The sequence below is a fragment of the Chryseobacterium carnipullorum genome (assembly GCF_003815695.1).
Taxonomy (GTDB): Bacteria; Bacteroidota; Bacteroidia; order Flavobacteriales; family Weeksellaceae; genus Chryseobacterium; species Chryseobacterium carnipullorum.
Genome location: NZ_CP033920.1, coordinates 4764281 through 4784213, shown reverse-complemented (window position 1 = coordinate 4784213; position 19933 = coordinate 4764281). Strand labels below are relative to the sequence as shown.

Sequence of the window (19933 nt, the reverse complement as noted above, 5' to 3'; positions counted from 1 at the left end):
ATATTTAATGATAATATTGTTTTCCTCTGATGTTGCCGTGATCAGGCAGTTCCTGCTCCTTTTCTTCTTTTTCCGGATCGATCATCTGATCCAGATTGTTCTCCAATATCTTCTGTACGGTCTTAAAGCTGTAGATCTTAAAATCCAATGCCCGTTTACAGGCATTTATTAATCGTTCCCTACCTACCTTCTTTTCGAAGTTCAGGATTCCCAGGCAGCTTTTGTAGGCCTGCTCGGGATGATTCCGACTGTCGATAATTTGGAGAATGTATTCTCCCACTGCAGTATCAATACTGTTTGCCCAATCGATAAAGCGGGAAGCACTCCATCCGGCAACGAACTGGTGGGTGCTGGCTAAATGTTCTGTAATGGTTGTGTAGACATAAGGCTTGTAATTGCGTCTGTGCATTGCGATTCTGTTGTATTTGTAGTAGATCTCCACTGTGGAAGATGTGTATAGGATCTTGATCTTCTTCTTGATATACTGATACGGAACACTGTAGTAGTTCTTGTCATGGCTCAGCTGTACGTGTCCATTCTGCATCACGGTTGCAAAGGATTGGTACCTGATCTCAAAACGATGCTCAGGCAGTGGGCGCAGCTGCTGCTTCTCGTCCTCTAAGAACAGCTCATACCGGGAGTAAGGACGTCCTGTGAGCTTGCGTTTGTTATGAGAGTCCAACAAATCCCATATCTCACTATTTAGTTCATCTAGACCGCAGGCTCCCTGTTGAAGGTTGGCGTAGATCCTTCTGTACAGGATCTTGACCGCTCCCTCTACCAAGGATTTATCTCTCGGCTTGTAAGCCCTGGCAGGCAGGATGGTCGTTTCATAATGTTCAGCCAGATCGGCAAGGGTCTCGTTGATGGTGGGTTCAAAACGGCTGCTTTTGATCACTGCGGATTTTAAATTATCAGGAACGATCGCTGCCGGTGTGCCCTCAAAAAAGCGGATGGCATTTTCTACAGAACGTACAAAATCTTCCTTTTGCTGACTCATAGAGGCTTCAGCATACGTGTACTGGCTGGCTCCCAATATGGCTACAAAAAACTGAACTTCTTTAAGCTCCCCACTTTCTTTATCAATAATGGAGAGTGTCTTTCCTGCATAATCGACATACATCTTATCACCGGATTTGTGATTCATATGCATCACCGGGTTCACACGCTTGCCCCAGATCTTGTAATGATGCCGGAACTGTGAACTCTGAAAACCATCAGGATACAGTACAAGATACTGCTCCCACATATGATTTACCGTGACACCTACCTTTTTGAGCTCACGTTCCATCTTGGGAAAAAAATCGTACAGGGATTGTAGTTTGGGGCTGATGGACTCCGCGGTGGTATTGGAAAACAAAAGTTCCAGCTCGGCGTCTGTCTTGGCATTGATCGCATCAAGGTTTAAGCCCAGGATCTCATATAATGAGATGTATTTTTTTACGGTATTTCTGGAAAGGGATAAATAGCTGCTTATAAATAACTTGCTCTTTCCAGTACTGTAGAATTTTATGACTTTTCTAATCTTACTCATGTCTGTTATTTTATTTGCCATAATCCGCTTTTTTTAACGAATGTATGACGCTAACATCATGAAAAAATCAAGTCGTTTTTATCTCAAATATAACCCAGATAATAGGTGGTCATTTTGGACCGGAAAGTGGTGGTCACTTTGCTCCGAAATCAGTGGTCAATTTACTCCGAAATTAGGTGGTCAATTTGACCGTTTTTTCCACTTTTCAGGCAGATCACTGGCTCAGGATTCTATCTTTACATATCTTCCATTGGAAGAGGCTAGATTAGAGCCCTACAAAATGCAGGTCACCTACAATAAAACCTCGCACCTGCTTTTTCCTTCTCCAATCCGATATGTCGACTTGGGGAGTGATCTTCTAATTGCTAACAAAGCAGAACCTATCGGAAATGTTCTTCGGATCAAATCGGCAGTCCGGGACTTCGAAGAAGAAACCAATTTCTCTGTGATCACTGAAGATGGAAAATTTTACAATTTCGATGTGTTTTACAGTTCATATCCTGATGCACTCAGCTATGACCTTTTAAAGATGCAGAGAAGCAATGAGCGCCAGTATATTGCGGATGTCCTGTTTGAAGATCTCAGGGGAAGTTCTTCCTCCCTGACAGAGCTCATCTTGGAAAACCTATATGCAAAAAGCAGAAGAACCATCAAACACATCACTTCCAGAAGCTATGGGATCCAGTTTTCAGTCCGGGCACTGCACGTCAATGACAGCAAATTCTACTTCACCTTACAGGTTAAAAACAGCAGCAATGTGGCGTATGACATTGATCTGATCAATTTCAAAATTATCGATAAAAAGAATTTAAAAAGAACGGTCATTCAGGATAAACTCTTAGAGCCGGTTCGGATCCATTTTCCGGTGATGACCGCAATTCATCATTCCGACATTTTAGGAATTTACTTGTTAGATCAATTTACCCTTTTGAAGGATCAGGTCTTGGAAATTGAAATTCTGGAAAAGAATGGCGGAAGGCATCAGAAGGTTCAGCTTGAAAATACCGATCTGATCAATGCCAGATTGATCAGCAGTTTAAACGTAAAAACAAAATAAGATGAATAGAATTTTTTTAACAACCGCATTACTATTTACAATAAGTATTCAATCATTTGCTCAGCAAATGATCCCTAAGCAAAAAGGATTCGAAATTTCATATTCAGTATTTCCACAATCTCCTGAAAGGCAAAATTACGCTTTAGGTGCAGGTGTTATTTCTTACACCAAAAACGGTAATTACCTCTTCAGATTGGCCGAATACAGCAGAAAGTATTACGAGTATGCCCATTACGATATCCCGATTGATACTTTCCTTTTCAATGGGGGTTACAGTCTCTATGTGTGGGGAGATCTGATGCGGAATGTCAATATCAATCTGGGTTTAGGAGGGCTTGTAGGTTATCAGCAGATCAATAGGAGAAATGAAACGATCTATGATGGCTCTATTATTAATGCAACCGAGAATTTTATTTATGGTGCAAGTGGTAAACTATCTTTAGAAAGTTATCTGACAGACCATTTGGTTTTTTTGGTCAATGGGCAGCTGCGCTATTTGCAGAACAGTCAGCTCGGTGAGTTTCACGCTTTGTTTGGTTTCGGAATGCGATTTAATTTTTAAAAATGTTTAAAATGAAAAATGTGATTAGCAATAAAGTCTTGACATTATTCAAGTATTCAATGATAGTTTTATTAATCAGCTTTGTATATAATTCCTGTCAGGACAACGATCTGGAAATTCAACAGGACTTTCCTTTTGAAGTCCAAATAATGCCAGTTCCTGGTAAAATAGCTGAGAATGAAACGGTAGAAATTCGTATTTCGCTTTTGACTCCGTCTAATTTTAATGGGACAACATACAATGTTCGCTACTTTCAATATGAAGGAGCTGGTCAACTTCAATATTACAGCGATCCACCATATCTACCGAATGACGAGTATCCATTGAAGCAAAAACAATTCAGACTTTACTATACATCTAAAGCTTCCGAATCCCATCAGTTCAGTATTTGGATCAAAGATAGTTTTGGAAATGAAAGAAGAGTGGATTTTGAATTTGACAATGCATCTTAAAATTTCTAATTCACTTTTAGCGGCTTGGTACAAAACCAAGCCGCTTTTTATGAGGACATTGAAAGCAAAATAAGGTCAGGATTGTACTGAGTGAAGTCTCAGCACCATTTTACAGGAGATTGCAAATAAAAATGAATTATTTGGGATCTAAAAGAAGACTATCGGGGTTTATCTACAATGTCATTTCACATTCTATAAAACAAAAATTGATTGATTGCAGCTTCTGCGATCTTTTTGCAGGAACAGGAATAGTGGGAAACTATTTCCATGACAAAGTTAAAAGTATCATTTACAACGATAGGGAATACTATAGCTTTGTTATTAACAGTGCATTCTTTAGCAAAGTATCAGAAGAGAAATACCGGGCAATGCTTACGGAACTAAATCAATTAGATGGCAGGGAAGGATTTATATTTAATCAATATTCGGAATGCGGAACAGCTGGTAGGTTATATTTTTCATCCGAAAATGGTCAAAAAATAGATGCCATAAGGATGGATATTGAACGACGATTTGAAAGTTTTGAGATAGATCAAGATTTCTATATCCTTTTATTGGCTACCTTGTTAAAAGCGGTTGATAAAGTTGCTAACACCGCCTCCGTGTACTGCGCTTACCTAAAGATACTAAAAATAACTGCCAATAGGAACTTACAATTACTTCCTCTCAAAAGAACTTCACTATCACATCCTGACTATCAAATATTTAATGAGGACAGCAACGAATTAATTACCCAAGTGAAAGGTGACATCCTGTATTTGGATCCTCCGTACAATGGCAGAGAATATGGTTCCTATTATCATTTGTTGAATACCATTGCTTTGTATGATATCGATTTTGAGCCTCGGGGAAAGGCTGGTTTGAGATCCTACAATACATCAAAGTTCTGTTTAAGATCAGAGGTTGAAAATGTGATGTTTGATCTTTTACAAAAATGCGATTTTCAGCATATTTTCTTAAGTTACAATAATGAAGGATTTCTATCACATCCTATCATTACGAAGATGATGAATGGTTTGGGAACTTATCGTTGTTCAACGATAGAATACAAGCGATTTCAAAGTAAGCAAGCAATGGGTACTGTAAGGACAGTAGAATATCTTCATCATTTAATAAAACATTAAATCTACACAGGCTCACAACTTTTATGAAGCAGGGAGGTTTTGTGAGGCATAACATAAGAGTTGTATCCCTACTTTTTGCGAAAAGACGTTTCCGACCACCGGAAGGAATTGTCTTTTCGCCCGAATTTGAAAATACACGACAATATTTGAATTGTCGTGTATTTTGTTTAATAATATGAATTCATTTATAAATGACCTTCGTCGGCAAATGATAAATGATCGGTTGATGTCAGAATGAAATAATCCAGTAATTTAAGGTTTAAAAATTCTGATGCGCTTTTAATGCTCTGCGTAATTTTCAGATCTTCGGCAGAAGGTTTCAAATTTCCGGAGGGATGATTGTGAGCGAGTATCACAGCTGAAGCATTACAAAGCAGTGCCACCTGCAAGATGATACGAACATCGACAACCGTGGAAGAAATTCCCGATTCAGAAATTTTTCTTATCCCTAAAACTTTGTGAGCCTGATTTAAATATAAGGCAAAAAATGATTCTCGGTAATCTATTTCATCACGGTCAAAGTGCTGACGGAATACATCCACTGCGTCCCGCGAACTACTAACTAATTTTTCAGAATTTCCTTTTCTGGAATAGCTTAATTTTATCTCGTTGACAATGTTATATTTCATAGGTTTTGCTCTCGTACGGCAGAGACTTAAATTTCCCGTACATAAATTTTAAAGCTAATAGTTAATTCATGATTAAGGTCTCTGCACCAGATCGGGCAAGATTTTCACACAGGTCAAAAGCTTTTTGAGCCTTTAAGTGTGCAGTTCCTCCCAAAACGATGGACTGTAGTTTGGCTTCATTATCCTTGTAATTTCTGACATTCTGAAAATATCCTGTAACAGCATTGTAAGCGCCAAACAAAGTTCCTTTGGTTGTATCCATTTGCTGGCTTTCGCTGATCATTGCGTAGGCAAATGCATCATCAACGGTGTTTTTAAAAACTGTTGAAACGTCATCGAAATTTCCTTTCTGCAAATGGTTTAAAGTTTCTTTGTTGGGGCAGAGTGCCAATTGGATCAGCTTTTTCATCTCATCATCACCGACCTTTATTTTTGCCCAATGGTTAAAGGTGCTTTCCAAGTCAGTACTCAATTTATTCGCTAATCCCATGACCTTGTGGGCATCTTCCAACCGTTGTTTTGCCCCTGCTGTATGTCTGATTCTCACAACATTGCTCATATTTCGCAATGAGGCATTCAAGGTGTTTTGACAAACAATGCGAACAGGGGTAAATGCGGCGGTGATGCTTCCGCTCCCGTCGTGGGATGTGGTAAGAAAAATATATTTCTCGATAATGTCGTCACCGTTGCCAACACGTATATAGTCGGGTAATTTTGCGGTAATAAAAATTCGCTCACCATTTCCCAAAGCTCCTGCAGTCTCGTATAAGATTCCATCTCCACCGCCTACAATAGAATCAAAAAATGAAAATGCTTCTCGGTTTTGTACGATATGATAATCTTTTCCGACTACGCCTAAAACCGTATTGTTATCGGTGCGGATATTAGCAAAATAGTTGGGGACTTCTAGTTCTGAATCAATCATTTCTATTCCTTCGGTACTTTCGATAATTCCTTCACCTTTTGTAAATAGGGGAGACTTTTCGACCTCGTAGTCAAGTCCTGCAAATTTGATGGCTTCTTCACTTGTCGGGTACTCCTGTACGATCTGCCCTAAGTTATGCCATGCTTTTTCCTTTATGCTGAAAAATGAATATTTTCCTGTTCTATTGTTGAAATTTAAATTATGTGCCATGATGTTAATATTTAATTGTTAGAGAATTCTGTTTGATGATTTTAAAATGGTAGGTCATCATCTTTTTCGCTGTCGTTGGAATTAGAATTAGAAATTTCCTTCTTATCTTTTTTATTCGATTCAGTAAACTTGTTTTCAGTTCGTTTACTACTGCTGTGAACTTTGATCTGTGAGGTGTGGAAATTCAGACCTGCATGGGGTTCTCCATCTTTTCCCAACCATGCAGAGGTGTAGGCTCTTCCGCTTAATTCTACCAAAGTGCCTTTTGTTAAAAAGTCTGCAACTTTTGGAGAGATCCAATAGGCGCATTCAAAATAGGTGGTCTGTTCGATCCGTTCGCCCTGTTTGTTGCGATAATTGTCATTCGTAGCAATTGAAAAATTAACTACCTGTTTTTCATTTGGCAAGTTGCGCACTTCCGCATCCCTTGTCAGTCTTCCGATAATGTTCATAACCGTAGGTTTTTAAAGATTGTACATTTTGATTTGTTCTCAATCTCTTATCCGTCCTTTCTCTGAAAGCCCCTTGGGCTTCGCTGAATATTTTTCAAAAGAAAAACCGGAAAAAAGAAAGCAGATAATTTTAGCGGGCAAGGGGGAAAGCCAAAAGGAAACGGAATAATTGGAGGGCACCTTCAGGGAGGAAACCGTTTATGCCGTAGTCTTTTGGCTGGGTGAAGAATAGGATGGCCGATATACCTTAGCTGCCTTTTTACCGGTTTATTATGGAAAATTTATAAAACTGAAATAAAACTAAAGTTTTTATAAAAAGGAATTATTTTATACCTTGTAGGTAGAATATATAAACTAACTACCACGATAATATCCTTTTTATATGCTTCCTGAAATTAACTATGAAAAACCTGATTTAGAGAGCACTCTACTTAAGCCTTTGAGTTTTTCTAATCAACCATTTTCTTATAATAACTTACCGAATTCACGCAGGTTTGAAGAGTTGTTATATGGCATTTTTAGTCTGAAAATTCAGTTTAGACTTCTTGAAGATTTTGATGATGTAAATTTGATGAGTGGTGTTAGGGATAAGGGCCGAGATTGTAACTTAATTAGAGGAGGGCGTAGTTACGGACTTATACAATGTAAGCAATATGGTAAAAATTATTCTAAAAATGATTTCGGACCGGAAATTGTCCGTTTTGTTTTATATAGTTTGGCAGACAAAGACAATAATTTAGTTGCCGATTATAATGATTTTACGTACTATATAGCTGTCAGTAATGGCTTTACTGATGATTGTTTAACATTTATTGACGACTTTTCAAATAATATTACCCAAGAAGAAAAATTGCATGAATGGGTGGATAAAAATTTAGAAATGCCAACTCTTTCATCTTTAAAAGATAATTTCGATTATGATTATTTTAGAAATGTTATTTCCAAAATAAAGGTGAAAAAAATTATACCTCAAGATTTAGATAATTATTTAAATCATGTAGGTTTTGCTCATTTGATCTCGGCTTTTTTTGAAGTTAGAACAGTAGTTGATAATTCTACTGTTGAAAATTTAATCAGCACATTAAAAAATGAGAGTAATTCTTATAGTCCTCAACAATTATTAGAACAATTGAACTTGGGTTCAACAAGACTGCAATCAGAAAAAAATACTTTTCAAAATATTAATAATATTCATATTGATAGGTCTGAAACAGCCGAATTGTTCGAATGGGCAAAAGAAAACGCCGAAAAAGATGAAAATGGAATTGTAAAAAATATTTGTTTACTGGCTGGTCAAGCAGGGTCGGGTAAAACTGTTGTGATAAAAGACCTTTACAATCTTTGTAAAGAGAGTAGTATTGCCGTGTTAGGTCTAAAAGCTGATAAACTATACTCAAATTCCATTGCGGATTTGCAAGAAAAATTAGGTTTTGATTTTCCAGTATATAACACTATCAAAGAATGTAAAAACCAATTTAAGAAGGTGGTCATTCTAATAGATCAAATTGACGCTCTTTCTCAATCTATGTCCTCTGACAGAAGTTTTTTGGAATTTTACAGAACATTTATTGAGTATTTTGCAAATGATGAACAAATTAAGTTTATTATCTCCGTTAGAAATAGTGATTTGAAATATGATCCATCTCTAAAAATTTATGAAGATGTAAAAACTATTTCAATGGGACTATTAAGCCATATAGAAGTTAAGGGATTACTAGAGAAAATGAATATTGAACCTAGTCTTTTGTCACAAAAACTTTTAGAGTTATTACGTATTCCAAATAACCTTAATGTTTTTTCTCAGGTTAGAACTAATAAAAGTATATATAGCGCAAATAATATTCTTGACTTGTATATGGAATTATGGAATCAGAAAGTTGTAAAAATATTACCATTATCTCCTGTCAACAGAAAGAATCTTAAGCAGTTTTTGTATGGACTGGCTAAAGATATGTTTGCAGAACAAAGGATTTCATTATCGTTATTAAAATATGAAGATCATGAAGAGGAAATTCGCTATTTAGAAAGCCAAATGCTAATTTCTATTGATAATAGACAGCTTCAGTTTTTCCATCAAACTTTCTACGATTTTGTTTTTGCCAAACAGTTTGTAGAGAATGGCAAAAGTATACTTAATTATATTGTAGAAGGTGGTCAATCCATTCACATAAGAGCCGCTATCAAAATGATTATGAGTTATCTAAGAGATTTTGATAGTGAAAAGTATCTACAAAGCTTGGAAGAAATATTTTTAAATGAATCTATTCTTTTCCATATTAAACATATTATAGTTGTTGCGATTGCCGAGCAACAAAATCCCACAGAAGAAGAATATAAATTAATTAAAGGCATTATAAACAGTTCATTTCATTGGCAAACTATTTTTTTTGATAACGCCTCTCCTATATCGTGGCTTATATTTGACATTGAAAATGATATTGTAAATATTTTGAATAAAGAGGGTTTGGGTGATTTTTCTTTGACCGATTTACTACCAGTACATTTTGAAAAATTAAAGAGATCTGCTGAGTCTTTCTTAAATAAAGCGATACAAGAAAACAATATCAAAGCCTGGGCAATATTAAATTTACTTCAAAATGAATTTCTGATATTAAATGCCTTATCCTGCGTTTCTGATTGGGAAAATAATAATTCACCCGCATATACTATTTTTGAAAGTATAGAAAAACCGCAAGAAGCCAATTCTTATTTTTATTTCACGATTTTGGACAGCATTGCTCAAAAAAATCCTGAATATGCATTTGAAAAGATTACGGAGGTATTATCAGAACAGATTAAAGAGAATGTAAATAATAATCAAAATAATTTGATACATTCTGAACTTATTAAAACACTTGCTAATAAAGTTCCTATCTTACTATTTGAGTTTGTTTTCAAACTTATAAATTCTCATTTGAATAACAATAACTCTCAGGAATGCAATAGGATAGCTGATGACTATCAATACAAATATGTAGATTTTGAGGAAGAAGATAACTTAAGAGGATCTGAATTTTTGTATCGTTTGGTGGCATTATGTCTTAATAAGATTGCTAAAAGGGACTATAATTATTTTACTAAATTTTTTAGAGATCAAAAAAACACTTCGTCATACGCAATAATGCGATTGCTTATACATGCAATTGAAAATAATATAGAGCATTATGCTACGGAGGTATATGAATTATTTATTGTTTTTAGTAACAGGGATATGCTTATGTTCTATGACGATTTGGAATTAGATATTAGAGAATTACTTCAAAAGGGATTTTTACTGTTTAGTGATAATCAAAAAAAATCAGCAATTGATATTATAAGTAATTTTAAATCTGGAAATGAAATCCGTATTTATAAAAATGATGATAAAAAAAGATTTTATTCGAATTGGGGGCGAAGTAAATATTATTTATTAAAGCGCCTTCCTCCTGCATCTTTAAAAGGAAAATTGAGACTTCAATTTTTAGAGCTAGAAAGAAGATTTGGTAAAGATATAAAGGATACAAGTCGAAGTCGAAATGTATTAGCAGGAATAGTTCAAAGTCCAATAGCAATTGAAAATTGTTACAAAATGAATGAAAAGCAATGGTTAAATGCTTTCAAACATTACAGTACTGAAAGAGATCATTTTGCAGAAGACTATCTTAAGGGTGGAAGACAGGAGTTGGCAACAGCATTTAAATCTACTGTCAAGCAGTTTCCAAATGAAGATAAATTAAGAATTATTGAAAAGTCGTTAAGTGATGATAGTATTCCACTTCTTTTTAGCATCTATGGTTTATCAGGATGGTGTGAAAGTGAAGCTGACTTATATATTGCAATTCCCTTAATAAAAACGTTGCTGTATAGAGATTTGGGCTATGATAAATATCTTCTCTTATATATTATTTCATCGTTAGTCTCTGAATTAAAAGAAGTTGATGCAGAGTTTGTAATTTATCTAATAAAAGAATCACTAGATTTTCAAAAAGGTGATAAAAATAACTTTGCAATTGCGGAAGATTCAGAAACATCTATTAATGGTCTTGTCGGCAAAGCAATAAACACTGACTATTCGACGGCAATTATAGCATTAATCAAAATTTCTGATAAGAGATATTCCGAAATGATATTCGATACAATAAAATATGTATTTGATTACGGTCCAATTGAGTCTCGAGCAGCGGTTTTATATAAATTTGCTTATCTGATTAACTTAGATAAAATAAAGGCTAAAATTTTTTTCATAGACTTTATTAATAGAGAAAAAAATATTTACGTTCTATCATCATCCATTTGGACGTTCAAATATATGAGATATCATTGTCTGGAAGACGTATTGCCAGGTTATAACGCACTTATTAATTCTAATCTTTTTGGAAAGGATGACAGTCAATCTTTTTTTCTCAGTATTTACGGTTTATATCTTGAAGGTAACAAGAAAATGCAACCTGTTATTTTAGATCTATTTGTAAAACAGAGAAAACACTTAAGTACTTTTCTAAGGGTAATTCTTAAGAATTATTATTTTAAGAGTGTAAATGCAATTGAGTTAAATAATGATTTGCTGGATAAATTACTAGATGCTGCCGGGGAAGAGAATGAAGAAGAATTGAATTGGAGTTTTTTAAATGCCGAACATTTAAAGTTATTAGATATTTATCCTTTCGTTAAACGCTTTGTAACATCTGACTTGTTTAAATTTTCCGATTATTTTGTCGACTACATGATATTACAACTGAAGTCATCTCCCTATAAATCCATAGAATTATTCCAACTAGCAATGAATAGTAAAAAAAATAATGAGAAAAATCTTTCTTATCGAATCGAAGAAAAATGTATAAAATTTATTGTCAATGCATACAATATGCTTAATCAGAATACAGAAGAGAATAAGCTAATAAAGATTTCAATTCTCAAGTTATTTGACAAACTATTATGCGATTACAGATTTACAAAGAGTACAGATATTATTCTTGAGGAATTATTGTAAGTAATATTTATTCATAAATTATTTATTTTTATTGAATGAAAGGAAAGTTGAATAGAGTTGGAATATTAAAGTTTTTAACGTATTAAAAATCTAATTTCAAGATGATTTTTTGTAAATTTATAAAGATAACAAAACATACAAATGTCATTACACAAACTTTACTTATTTTCAAAAAATACTGACGCCTCTTCAACTGAAATGGGTTTCCAATATCAGAAGCTGAAAACTTTAGAAACATGGTTAAGAAATAGAATCAATAAATTAGATGAAGTAATATATTGTGATTACGAAGATGACATTTTTCAAAGAGATTTAGATAAAGGTGCTTCAAAGTTTAGACAAGTAAAATTATACTCATCCAATTTTTCCTTCTCTAGAGAAGAAATACAGAAAAGTCTTTTTAATTTCTTTATGCTTTTTGTAAAAGCAGACTATAAGTTTGACGATGTAGAATTCTCGTTCGAAACAAACTCCGGTATAGGAAGAGAAGTTCGTGGAAATGATGCCGATTTACTACGTGAATGGGCAGAAAATCAGGTCGCAATGAGCGAACAATTAAAAATTTATTGCAGAGAAAAGGTAAAAGGTATTATTGATGAATACATAGCAGCTGATTTTAATAAAAACGTTTCGGATGCTAACCGGGCAAAATTTGAAGAAGCCCGAAAAATTTATGAGGAATTATCGGATGAAACTTGGGACATATTCATAGCTTCCATAAGATGGAAATTTGAAGTGGTGTCACAAGATGAAGCAATTCCTCTTCTATTGGGCAAGATTACGAAACTAATCCCAGATCTTCCATTGTCAATCGATCCTGAAAAAGCAACAACATATATTTCCCTGCTGCATTTTGAGATTGCAAATAGGACTGCCCAATCAAATGAAGAAGATAAAAAGCTAACAAATGATCTATTAGATATAGTCTTGCTTACCTCAGGATCTGAAGAAAATCGCTGGTACGGTGAAACATATGCGAAATGGTCCAATGTTAACGAAATAAAATATTTTACTGTCGGCGCTTTTTATGAAGTGGTTAGTGCAGCTCGGCATTGCCGTTGGGAGCTTGATGAAAGTGGTCATCACACTTTATGGCTCTCGCTTTTAAAAAAATATATAAACTTAGCGGATATTACTTTAGCTTGTCGTAGAAAGGCAATTTACGAGTTCCTTTTTCTAACATTCTCACCAAATTCTCAAACAGGATTGCCAAGAGAAATGATTGCTGGACATGAGGAATGGATTCGTTTTTATTTTAATGAACTTGAACATAGGAATTCACTTGCAGATTTCAAAGAAGATATTTTTCTCTTGCAGAGCATCGAAGGCATTCTTGCCATTGATAGCGAAACTTCTTTGACGCAAGCAGAGATCGAGGAATGGAAGAAAGTGATTGAGCATTTTATTGATGAAAAAATAAACACACCCAGAAACAATGATGAGTTGTGTTTATCTTATGAACTAAAAGGTGATTTTATTTTTAATTTTAACAGAACGACCCCGTTACGCGAAAATGTTAAGACTGCAATTGAAACTTATAGACAAATCTTACCTCTTCTAAATGAGGCATCAACTTACAGTATATCTGGTCTTAGTGATTATCTTATTGATATTTTAAAAATACTGATTAACGAAGATGTGGAAGATGAAGTAATTGATGATATCGAAAATTTCATTAATGAAATTGAAGAATATGCTGTTAAAACTGGAAAGCAGCATAATGCGGCTCATAACTTGGCCGAACGAGGTGCTTTGTATATGAAAAAAGGTTCTTTGAAAAATTTTTTGAAAGCTTTGGATTGCTTTCACAAAGCAAAAAAATTATGGTATTTACAGGATACAAAGGACGGGTATATTCTTTCATTAATAAATATTGCCCAAATATATTTAGCATTAGGGATGAATATAGCAGCAAAATATTATGGACTTTGTGGAGTTTGGGCATCTGTACATTTTGGTGATTATACTCTTTTAAAAAGAGTTAGTGATAGTTATGGAATTGTATTCAAGGCAGACTTTCGACAAGGCTCTTGGATGAGTGCACTTGACGATTTCAAACAGTATATATTTTCAAGGTTTGAGTTCAAGACAGATAATCTTGATGAAGATGATGTTTTTACAGAATTAACGACAGATTTAGCTTGTATACTGGCTGCAATGCCATTGCTGCATCCGGAAATGACTGCCTTTATTGGCTTTGTAAAAAATAATTTAAAAGATATATATACAAACTATATAAAATATTCTGAAGAAAAATTAGCTGCCATTTTTACAAAAGAGACGAGTTTAAATAGAATTTTAAAAGGAAAATTAACAAGTAATCCTCTAAATGATGTAGGTGCTAAAAGAAGAATTGTTTTTACAACCTCGGGAATTGATTGGGAGATTGGGTTTGAAAATACAGCAATTTTAAATTCAGTTTCAGAAGGTGTAGGAGCAATAATACAGATGCTTTTATGTGAAATAAATTTGTTTAATCATGATTTTCACTTTCTACAAATTCCGATAACTATCAATATAACTCTAAATACAGATGATAAACCAAGACTTACTCAAAGACTTTCACATGAAGATAGTGTTTGGGATCTAAGTATTCCTTCACTAACATCAAGCGAAGATGCTGCAATCAAGCTTCATAATGCACATCTTATAACTACTTTGAGAATTTTGTTGAGTAATATAAGTGTTTTACAAACAGATGAATTTAATAATGCTTTTGATGAAATGTTGAAAAAGAATATGATTGCCGATAAAATTCTTGGCACAAATACTTATGAAAAGGTTTATTTTAATTTGTTGACTGCAGAGGAGTTTAATGAATCCCGTAGAGGGGATTTTTCTTCATTAAATTTTTCAAATCAAAAAATTTCTGAAAATACATTAGAACTTTACGACGGTGTTAGTGAGAAATACAACAATGAACAGTCGTTAGAGCACATTAGATTTATGTATGAAAGTACTCAAAAGAGATTATCAGTTAGTTTAACAAAATGGATTGAAGATCCAAAGTTTATTGATTTGATTAAGGCTTTACGCATATCAGGTTGGCTTGACTGGCAAATTTTAGTTGCTTTACAAAATTATGTTATAGAAGCAAAGGTGAAAATAAATTTAAGAGCAACTCCTGAAACAGATCCGGTAAAACTCAATGATTTACATAATAAAGAATTTGCAAGACTTTCTGAACTAGATGAAAAAGATTGTTACATGAGAATTCCGGCGGAGTGGTTGCAAACGGATCTCTTTAATTTTCAACTTAAGAAAATACCTACTGATACTTTAGAATCTTTTGGTCTCCAGAATGGGATGAAACATCCAAACTTTAAAGGTGTTCAGTATTTTTTGACTAAACGTTTTAATTTTAATCTCGATGATAATTCAGATAATAATCCCTTACAAAATATATAATGATAAAGATGTAAGCCTCACTTACTATGATGATTTAGTAAATCAATATTTCACTTGGAAAACAGACTATGAGTATACCTAAGAACCATCACTATATTTCTCAGGCGCATATAAAAAATTTTTTTAATACCGAGAAAAACGAGATTCATCTTTTTGATAAAATCCAAAATCGGCACTTTAAAAAAAATACTACCAAGAGCATTTTTAGTGAAAAAAATTTGAATACCAAACGTTTAGAAGATAGCACATATGACTATTCTACAATCGAAGAAGAATTGAATCAAAACTTTGAAAAAGACTTCCCGAGTTGCGTTGAGATTGTAAAGAAATTTATTGAAACAAAAAATTTAAATGATGAGACACAAGAAGCATTACTATATCTAGCAGGTTATGGTCTGATCGCTGAATTAAGAACTCCTTTTCGTAAAAAACATACTGACGATACACTTAAAAACGGGATGAAGATTATTATGGAAATGGGAACTGATGAATTAAAGGCGGGATATAAAAGATTTTTCGGCTTTGACGATGAAGTAAAATATAGTAATAGTCTTAATTACATTGAATTTGCTAACAATGTAATCAAAGCCATGGGTGATCTTATTTTATCAATTGAAGTACCTCAAAATGAAAACGATTACTTTATATTGCCAGACTTTGGAGCTGCTACAGTGCGAGAACGTATAAATAACCATTTTAACCCTGATGCAAAGGAAATAGCTTATATCGGTTTACCGTTAACTAGTAAATTGTACTTACATTTCTGTTCGTCAAAACTTAAAATCCTACCTAAGCCACCTGGAATAAATTACGTTACTAGTGAGCAAGTTTATATGCTGAACAAGGCAAATTATGAATATGCGCAACGAACAATTGCCTGCGAGAATATAGAATATTTAAAAAGCCTTGTCGAAAAATTAATTCATCATTAATTATGAAAAAATATTTAAAACAAAATCGTTTTATTTCTGTTTTAGGTAAAGTGTAAACATTCAAGTTCTGCAATTTTATTCAAATCTTTCTACAAAAGTGTTCGAAAAATACAGCTCTGGGGTAGTTCATGATATTGATTTCTTCAAAATCACTGTAGATTGAAATTAGGAAAGGAGAGTATCCTATATTGAATTGAGGAAGTGATTAACTATGAAGAGGACTGCCAAATTATTCCATTAATAACTATGTCGTCCTATCAGAGATTTTCTGACTTATTTTTAAAGAAATTTCTTTATCGATCATTAAAAGTAAATGTTGATATAGAATTTTATCCTTAAAAAGATACAAATTAAAAATTAGTTATGGAAGTAAATATCATTACCAAAGAAGACCTTCAGGAGTTTAAATCTGAATTGCTTGAAGACATTAAAAATCTGTTTAGTATCAAAATTTCAGAGCAAAAATTGTGGTTGCGCTCGTCAGAAGTCAAAGAACTTCTGAAAATTTCCACAGGAACATTACAGAACCTTCGTGTCAGTGGAACTTTATCGTACACTCGTGTCGGAGGAACATTATACTACAGTAACAAAGACATTGAAAAAATGTTGAATAGTAAAGGGTAATTCTCTTCTTAAAAATAACAAAATGAATTACATCAAACATCTCACAGGTTTCTATGGAAAGGTAGCTCAGGACAATATGCTTAATCCTACACACATCAGCCTATACCTAGCTTTATTCCAATTCTGGAATTTCAACCGTTTCCGAAATCCGGTCAGTATTTCTCGGGATGAAGTGATGCGCATCAGTAAAATTCACTCAAAAGCCACCTACCACAAATGCCTTAAGAATCTGCATTCTTCGGGCTATATTGATTACCAGCCGTCCTATAATCCATTCAAAGGAAGTCAAGTTGTTATGCTGGATTTTGCGGGGGAATTAAAACCTCATCTGAAGCAACAAAAAATAAAAAAATAGATTGTACCATACTTATTGAAATCTATATATCGGGTATTGATTATTAACAAATAATTTCAAAATCATAAATACTGATTTTCCTAAATATATAATTTTGTAAGGGCTTGCAGCTAAGTATTAAATTATGAAACACCGTCTCGTAATTTAATACTTAGAGATGTTTGAAAGTGAGTAAATTTTCAAAAAAAATTTTGCAAATCCGAACGAAAATTTCTACTTTTACTACGTAAAATTTTTATATTGGATTTTACCGCTTTTTGCAAATGTCCTATTTAAGGCCCTTCACAAGATGCTACAGCGAAATGCTTATTAATAAAGGGATGAGGGAAGGTTACAAAATCCCTCTCTCTCCGCAAAAAAAGCCTTAGAAAATTTATTCTAAGGCTTTTTTATTCCTGAAATAAGATGTATTGATCTTATCTGGTATAGTCAAAATTGTAATCGATCTGGCGCTCATAAGCAATGGCATTTACTTCTATTAAAGCCCCGAACAGGTATGCATCCAAAACATCTTATCTGTAAGCGTTCAATATATGCATTTTGTGAAGGTTTTCCCAGTTGTATATATTGCAATTCAATATCATTATCTTTACAGAAGTCACAAAAACCTTGGATAAAAACTCAGGACCGTTGTCGATTATTATACGCTTGGGCTTAGGTCTATAGGTGATTAATTATTTTAATCTTTGTACCAATCGGATGCTTGGAATTGAGTAAAATGCTTCATTAATCAATGCCTCCCTATTGTAATCATCAATGATATTCAGAACCCTAAACCTTCGTCCATTAGATAAAGCATCACTCGTGAAGTCAATTGACCAGGTCTCATTGACTGTGCCTGGAACGATTAGCTTCTCTTTAATCCGACACGGAATACGACGTTTGCGCTTAACTCTTAGTTTTAAATTAATATTTCGATAAACACGAAGAACTCTTTTTCTGTTCCAAAGCACATCTTCCAAACGTATCTTACCGTAATAAGTTTCAAATCCCTTGTAGGATATCTCGCCGCCAAATCCAGTAATTTTGAAATAATGGGTTGGTCGTCTTTTTTATGCCCATAATAATACATACTCATTACTAAAGAAGTAGAAAGACGGTCTTTAGAAAATTATTTGTTTGATAATTTTATATTAAAAAAAACTCTTTTTTGAAACTTTAATTATATGTAGATGAACCGTAAATAAAAAAATAAATTGATGTACACATGATGTATATATGATGTATATATGGTGTATGTAGGTTTTATCGGAGAAACAAAATGATTAATAATTTTGAAGGGCAATAAATAAGAAATTTTAAAAGTATGATTATTAATACTATGTTGATTGGATTTGTGATCCTACTTTATTTTCTATTTGCTTACAGTCAGATGGAATTAGAGTCATTATTTTCTTCCGTCAATTATTTACAAAAACAATTAGAAAACAAAGTAAAATAAAAGAAATGAGAAAGTTAATTAACTTAATTGCAGTAACAGGGTTAATATCTACTGCTAATATAGTAAATGCACAACAAAAACTAGGTCACATTAATTCAGAAGAAATATTGATGAACTTACCTGAAGCCAAAGAGGCTCAAGTGACTTTACAAACTTTAGGAAAGCAAAAACAGGCTTATATTGATGGCATCATTAAAGAATATCAAACAAAAGCAGCAGCGATTCAGGCAAAAGAAAAAACTTTAAGCGAAACAAACAGAGAATCTCTTACTAAGGAATTAGAAAAAGCTTATGGAGAAATTCAGGAGTTAGGAAAACGTATTGAAGATACACGAAATAAAGCATCTCAAGATATTGCTGCTAAACAAAGTGAGCTACTTCAGCCTATTCAAGCTAAAGTTGCGGCAGCTATTTCATCTGTATCTAAAGATAAAAGTTTGGCTTACGTTTTTAATATCGCAAACGGACAAAGTGGAAGTGATTTAGTATTCTGGGAAGGAGGTGAAGATATTACTCCGATTGTAAAAACTAAATTAGGTATTACTACTATAAAAAAATGATATAATTAACTACAAGTTATCACTCGCGATTCTAGAAACACAAGGTAATACTAAAAATCAGTAAAGCCTAAGGAAACTTAGGCTTTAGTGCAAAAAAAAATTTATAACACTATGCAACAAATTTGGAGTTGCTGCATTTGAACAGACAGTAAGTTAAGAAAATTCATAAAATATCAAAGCCTCTTTGTTGTATTGCTGGAGGAAGGAGTCATTTATTTTTTGAATAATAGTTGAATTCAAAATAAGAATATTTTTTCCACATGATGTATACATGACGCATGCATGATGACTATCATTTAAGTCTGATTATTCCATTTTCCAATAAATTTACACTCGTAGAAATAGTAATTCTTTTTTACTTTATAAATTAATAAAAAATGAGGAAAACAATTTAAAACCTATTGTTTAAGTATTAACGAGTTTATATAATTTGACTTAAGTTCAATCTCAGCATCCTTGACATATTGTTTCTTTCAACAAATCAATACAGCTTCTCAGGTAACCTACTTGATGTTGTTACAAACCCATTAATCTATCTAAAAAGATGGCATTACCGTACCCAGACTTACCAGACAAGAGCTTACCAATAAAGGGAATACATTATATACTGATAGTGAAAAAGATACATTAATCTATATTACAGTAAAGATATCAGTAGGTTCAAGATCCCTGTCGTGGGTTTCCGAAGTGGTAAGTGAG

The 19933-nt window shown here is 33.5% G+C and carries 15 protein-coding genes; 10 read left to right on the top strand and 5 right to left on the bottom strand.

The window, feature by feature from the left end; translation table 11 throughout:
- Window positions 1–4 precede the first annotated feature (4 nt).
- Complete coding sequence (gene istA, locus EG346_RS21725; RefSeq protein ID WP_123881547.1) at window positions 5–1555, bottom strand: IS21 family transposase; 1551 nt, start codon at window positions 1553–1555, stop codon at window positions 5–7.
- Between the two features lie 37 nt (window positions 1556–1592).
- Between istA and traN the strand changes: the two genes are divergently transcribed.
- The 4 genes from traN to EG346_RS21705 all read left to right on the top strand — a co-directional run bounded on the left by traN (window position 1593) and on the right by EG346_RS21705 (window position 4729).
- The gene (gene traN / locus EG346_RS21720; protein ID WP_123881544.1) at window positions 1593–2591 is read left to right on the top strand and encodes a conjugative transposon protein TraN; all 999 of its coding nucleotides are present in this window, start codon (window positions 1593–1595) and stop codon (window positions 2589–2591) included.
- Window position 2592: 1 nt separating this feature from the next.
- The gene (locus EG346_RS21715; protein ID WP_123881541.1) at window positions 2593–3153 is read left to right on the top strand and encodes a conjugal transfer protein TraO; all 561 of its coding nucleotides are present in this window, start codon (window positions 2593–2595) and stop codon (window positions 3151–3153) included.
- 59 nt (window positions 3154–3212) lie between these two features.
- On the top strand, window positions 3213–3605 hold the full coding sequence (locus EG346_RS21710; protein ID WP_228426321.1) for a TraQ conjugal transfer family protein: 393 nt from the start codon (window positions 3213–3215) through the stop codon (window positions 3603–3605).
- A 131-nt stretch (window positions 3606–3736) separates the two neighbouring features.
- Window positions 3737–4729 (top strand): DNA adenine methylase, encoded by a 993-nt coding sequence (locus tag EG346_RS21705; RefSeq protein WP_123881535.1) that lies wholly within the window; start codon window positions 3737–3739, stop codon window positions 4727–4729.
- A gap of 185 nt (window positions 4730–4914) precedes the next feature.
- Here EG346_RS21705 and EG346_RS21700 read toward each other — a convergent pair whose 3' ends face one another.
- The 3 genes from EG346_RS21700 to EG346_RS21690 all read right to left on the bottom strand — a co-directional run bounded on the left by EG346_RS21700 (window position 4915) and on the right by EG346_RS21690 (window position 6945).
- Window positions 4915–5358: a JAB domain-containing protein gene (locus EG346_RS21700; RefSeq protein ID WP_123881532.1), complete on the bottom strand. Its 444-nt coding sequence runs from the start codon at window positions 5356–5358 to the stop codon at window positions 4915–4917.
- A gap of 61 nt (window positions 5359–5419) precedes the next feature.
- Window positions 5420–6493, bottom strand: a complete 1074-nt coding sequence (locus EG346_RS21695) for a DUF932 domain-containing protein (protein ID WP_123881530.1) — start codon at window positions 6491–6493, stop codon at window positions 5420–5422.
- 41 nt (window positions 6494–6534) lie between these two features.
- Window positions 6535–6945, bottom strand: coding sequence for a single-stranded DNA-binding protein (locus EG346_RS21690; RefSeq protein WP_123881527.1), 411 nt, complete (start codon window positions 6943–6945; stop codon window positions 6535–6537).
- A 382-nt stretch (window positions 6946–7327) separates the two neighbouring features.
- Between EG346_RS21690 and EG346_RS21685 the strand changes: the two genes are divergently transcribed.
- The 5 genes from EG346_RS21685 to EG346_RS21665 all read left to right on the top strand — a co-directional run bounded on the left by EG346_RS21685 (window position 7328) and on the right by EG346_RS21665 (window position 17233).
- Entirely contained in the window at window positions 7328–11914 is a 4587-nt protein-coding gene (locus tag EG346_RS21685; RefSeq protein ID WP_123881524.1) for an AAA family ATPase, read from the top strand.
- A 141-nt stretch (window positions 11915–12055) separates the two neighbouring features.
- Entirely contained in the window at window positions 12056–15322 is a 3267-nt protein-coding gene (locus EG346_RS21680) for a hypothetical protein (protein ID WP_123881521.1), read from the top strand.
- 68 nt (window positions 15323–15390) lie between these two features.
- Window positions 15391–16254: a DUF4238 domain-containing protein gene (locus tag EG346_RS21675; protein ID WP_123881518.1), complete on the top strand. Its 864-nt coding sequence runs from the start codon at window positions 15391–15393 to the stop codon at window positions 16252–16254.
- A 363-nt stretch (window positions 16255–16617) separates the two neighbouring features.
- A complete protein-coding gene (locus EG346_RS21670; protein ID WP_123881515.1) occupies window positions 16618–16878 on the top strand; it encodes a helix-turn-helix domain-containing protein in 261 nt (86 codons plus the stop codon).
- A gap of 22 nt (window positions 16879–16900) precedes the next feature.
- Entirely contained in the window at window positions 16901–17233 is a 333-nt protein-coding gene (locus tag EG346_RS21665) for a hypothetical protein (RefSeq protein ID WP_228426319.1), read from the top strand.
- A 901-nt stretch (window positions 17234–18134) separates the two neighbouring features.
- On the opposite strand, the gene EG346_RS24940 is transcribed toward EG346_RS21665, so the two are convergent.
- Window positions 18135–18311 (bottom strand): hypothetical protein, encoded by a 177-nt coding sequence (locus tag EG346_RS24940; RefSeq protein WP_164466262.1) that lies wholly within the window; start codon window positions 18309–18311, stop codon window positions 18135–18137.
- Window positions 18312–18679: 368 nt separating this feature from the next.
- Here EG346_RS24940 and EG346_RS21660 point away from each other — a divergent pair, with 368 nt between their 5' ends.
- Window positions 18680–19234: an OmpH/Skp family outer membrane protein gene (locus tag EG346_RS21660; protein WP_073334847.1), complete on the top strand. Its 555-nt coding sequence runs from the start codon at window positions 18680–18682 to the stop codon at window positions 19232–19234.
- Window positions 19235–19933 lie beyond the last annotated feature (699 nt).

Excerpts from the sequence above, each read along its gene's own strand:
- EG346_RS21690 (WP_123881527.1), bottom strand. The coding sequence starts at position 6,945 with ATGAACATTATCGGAAGACTGACAAGGGATGCGGAAGTGCGCAACTTG.
- EG346_RS24940 (WP_164466262.1), bottom strand. The coding sequence starts at position 18,311 with ATGAGTATGTATTATTATGGGCATAAAAAAGACGACCAACCCATTATT.
- EG346_RS21695 (WP_123881530.1), bottom strand. The coding sequence starts at position 6,493 with ATGGCACATAATTTAAATTTCAACAATAGAACAGGAAAATATTCATTT.
- EG346_RS21715 (WP_123881541.1), top strand. The coding sequence starts at position 2,593 with ATGAATAGAATTTTTTTAACAACCGCATTACTATTTACAATAAGTATT.
- EG346_RS21675 (WP_123881518.1), top strand. The coding sequence starts at position 15,391 with ATGAGTATACCTAAGAACCATCACTATATTTCTCAGGCGCATATAAAA.
- EG346_RS21705 (WP_123881535.1), top strand. The coding sequence starts at position 3,737 with ATGAATTATTTGGGATCTAAAAGAAGACTATCGGGGTTTATCTACAAT.
- EG346_RS21665 (WP_228426319.1), top strand. The coding sequence starts at position 16,901 with ATGAATTACATCAAACATCTCACAGGTTTCTATGGAAAGGTAGCTCAG.
- EG346_RS21700 (WP_123881532.1), bottom strand. The coding sequence starts at position 5,358 with ATGAAATATAACATTGTCAACGAGATAAAATTAAGCTATTCCAGAAAA.
- EG346_RS21685 (WP_123881524.1), top strand. The coding sequence starts at position 7,328 with ATGCTTCCTGAAATTAACTATGAAAAACCTGATTTAGAGAGCACTCTA.
- EG346_RS21680 (WP_123881521.1), top strand. The coding sequence starts at position 12,056 with ATGTCATTACACAAACTTTACTTATTTTCAAAAAATACTGACGCCTCT.
- traN (WP_123881544.1), top strand. The coding sequence starts at position 1,593 with ATGAAAAAATCAAGTCGTTTTTATCTCAAATATAACCCAGATAATAGG.
- istA (WP_123881547.1), bottom strand. The coding sequence starts at position 1,555 with ATGGCAAATAAAATAACAGACATGAGTAAGATTAGAAAAGTCATAAAA.
- EG346_RS21670 (WP_123881515.1), top strand. The coding sequence starts at position 16,618 with ATGGAAGTAAATATCATTACCAAAGAAGACCTTCAGGAGTTTAAATCT.
- EG346_RS21710 (WP_228426321.1), top strand. The coding sequence starts at position 3,213 with ATGATAGTTTTATTAATCAGCTTTGTATATAATTCCTGTCAGGACAAC.
- EG346_RS21660 (WP_073334847.1), top strand. The coding sequence starts at position 18,680 with ATGAGAAAGTTAATTAACTTAATTGCAGTAACAGGGTTAATATCTACT.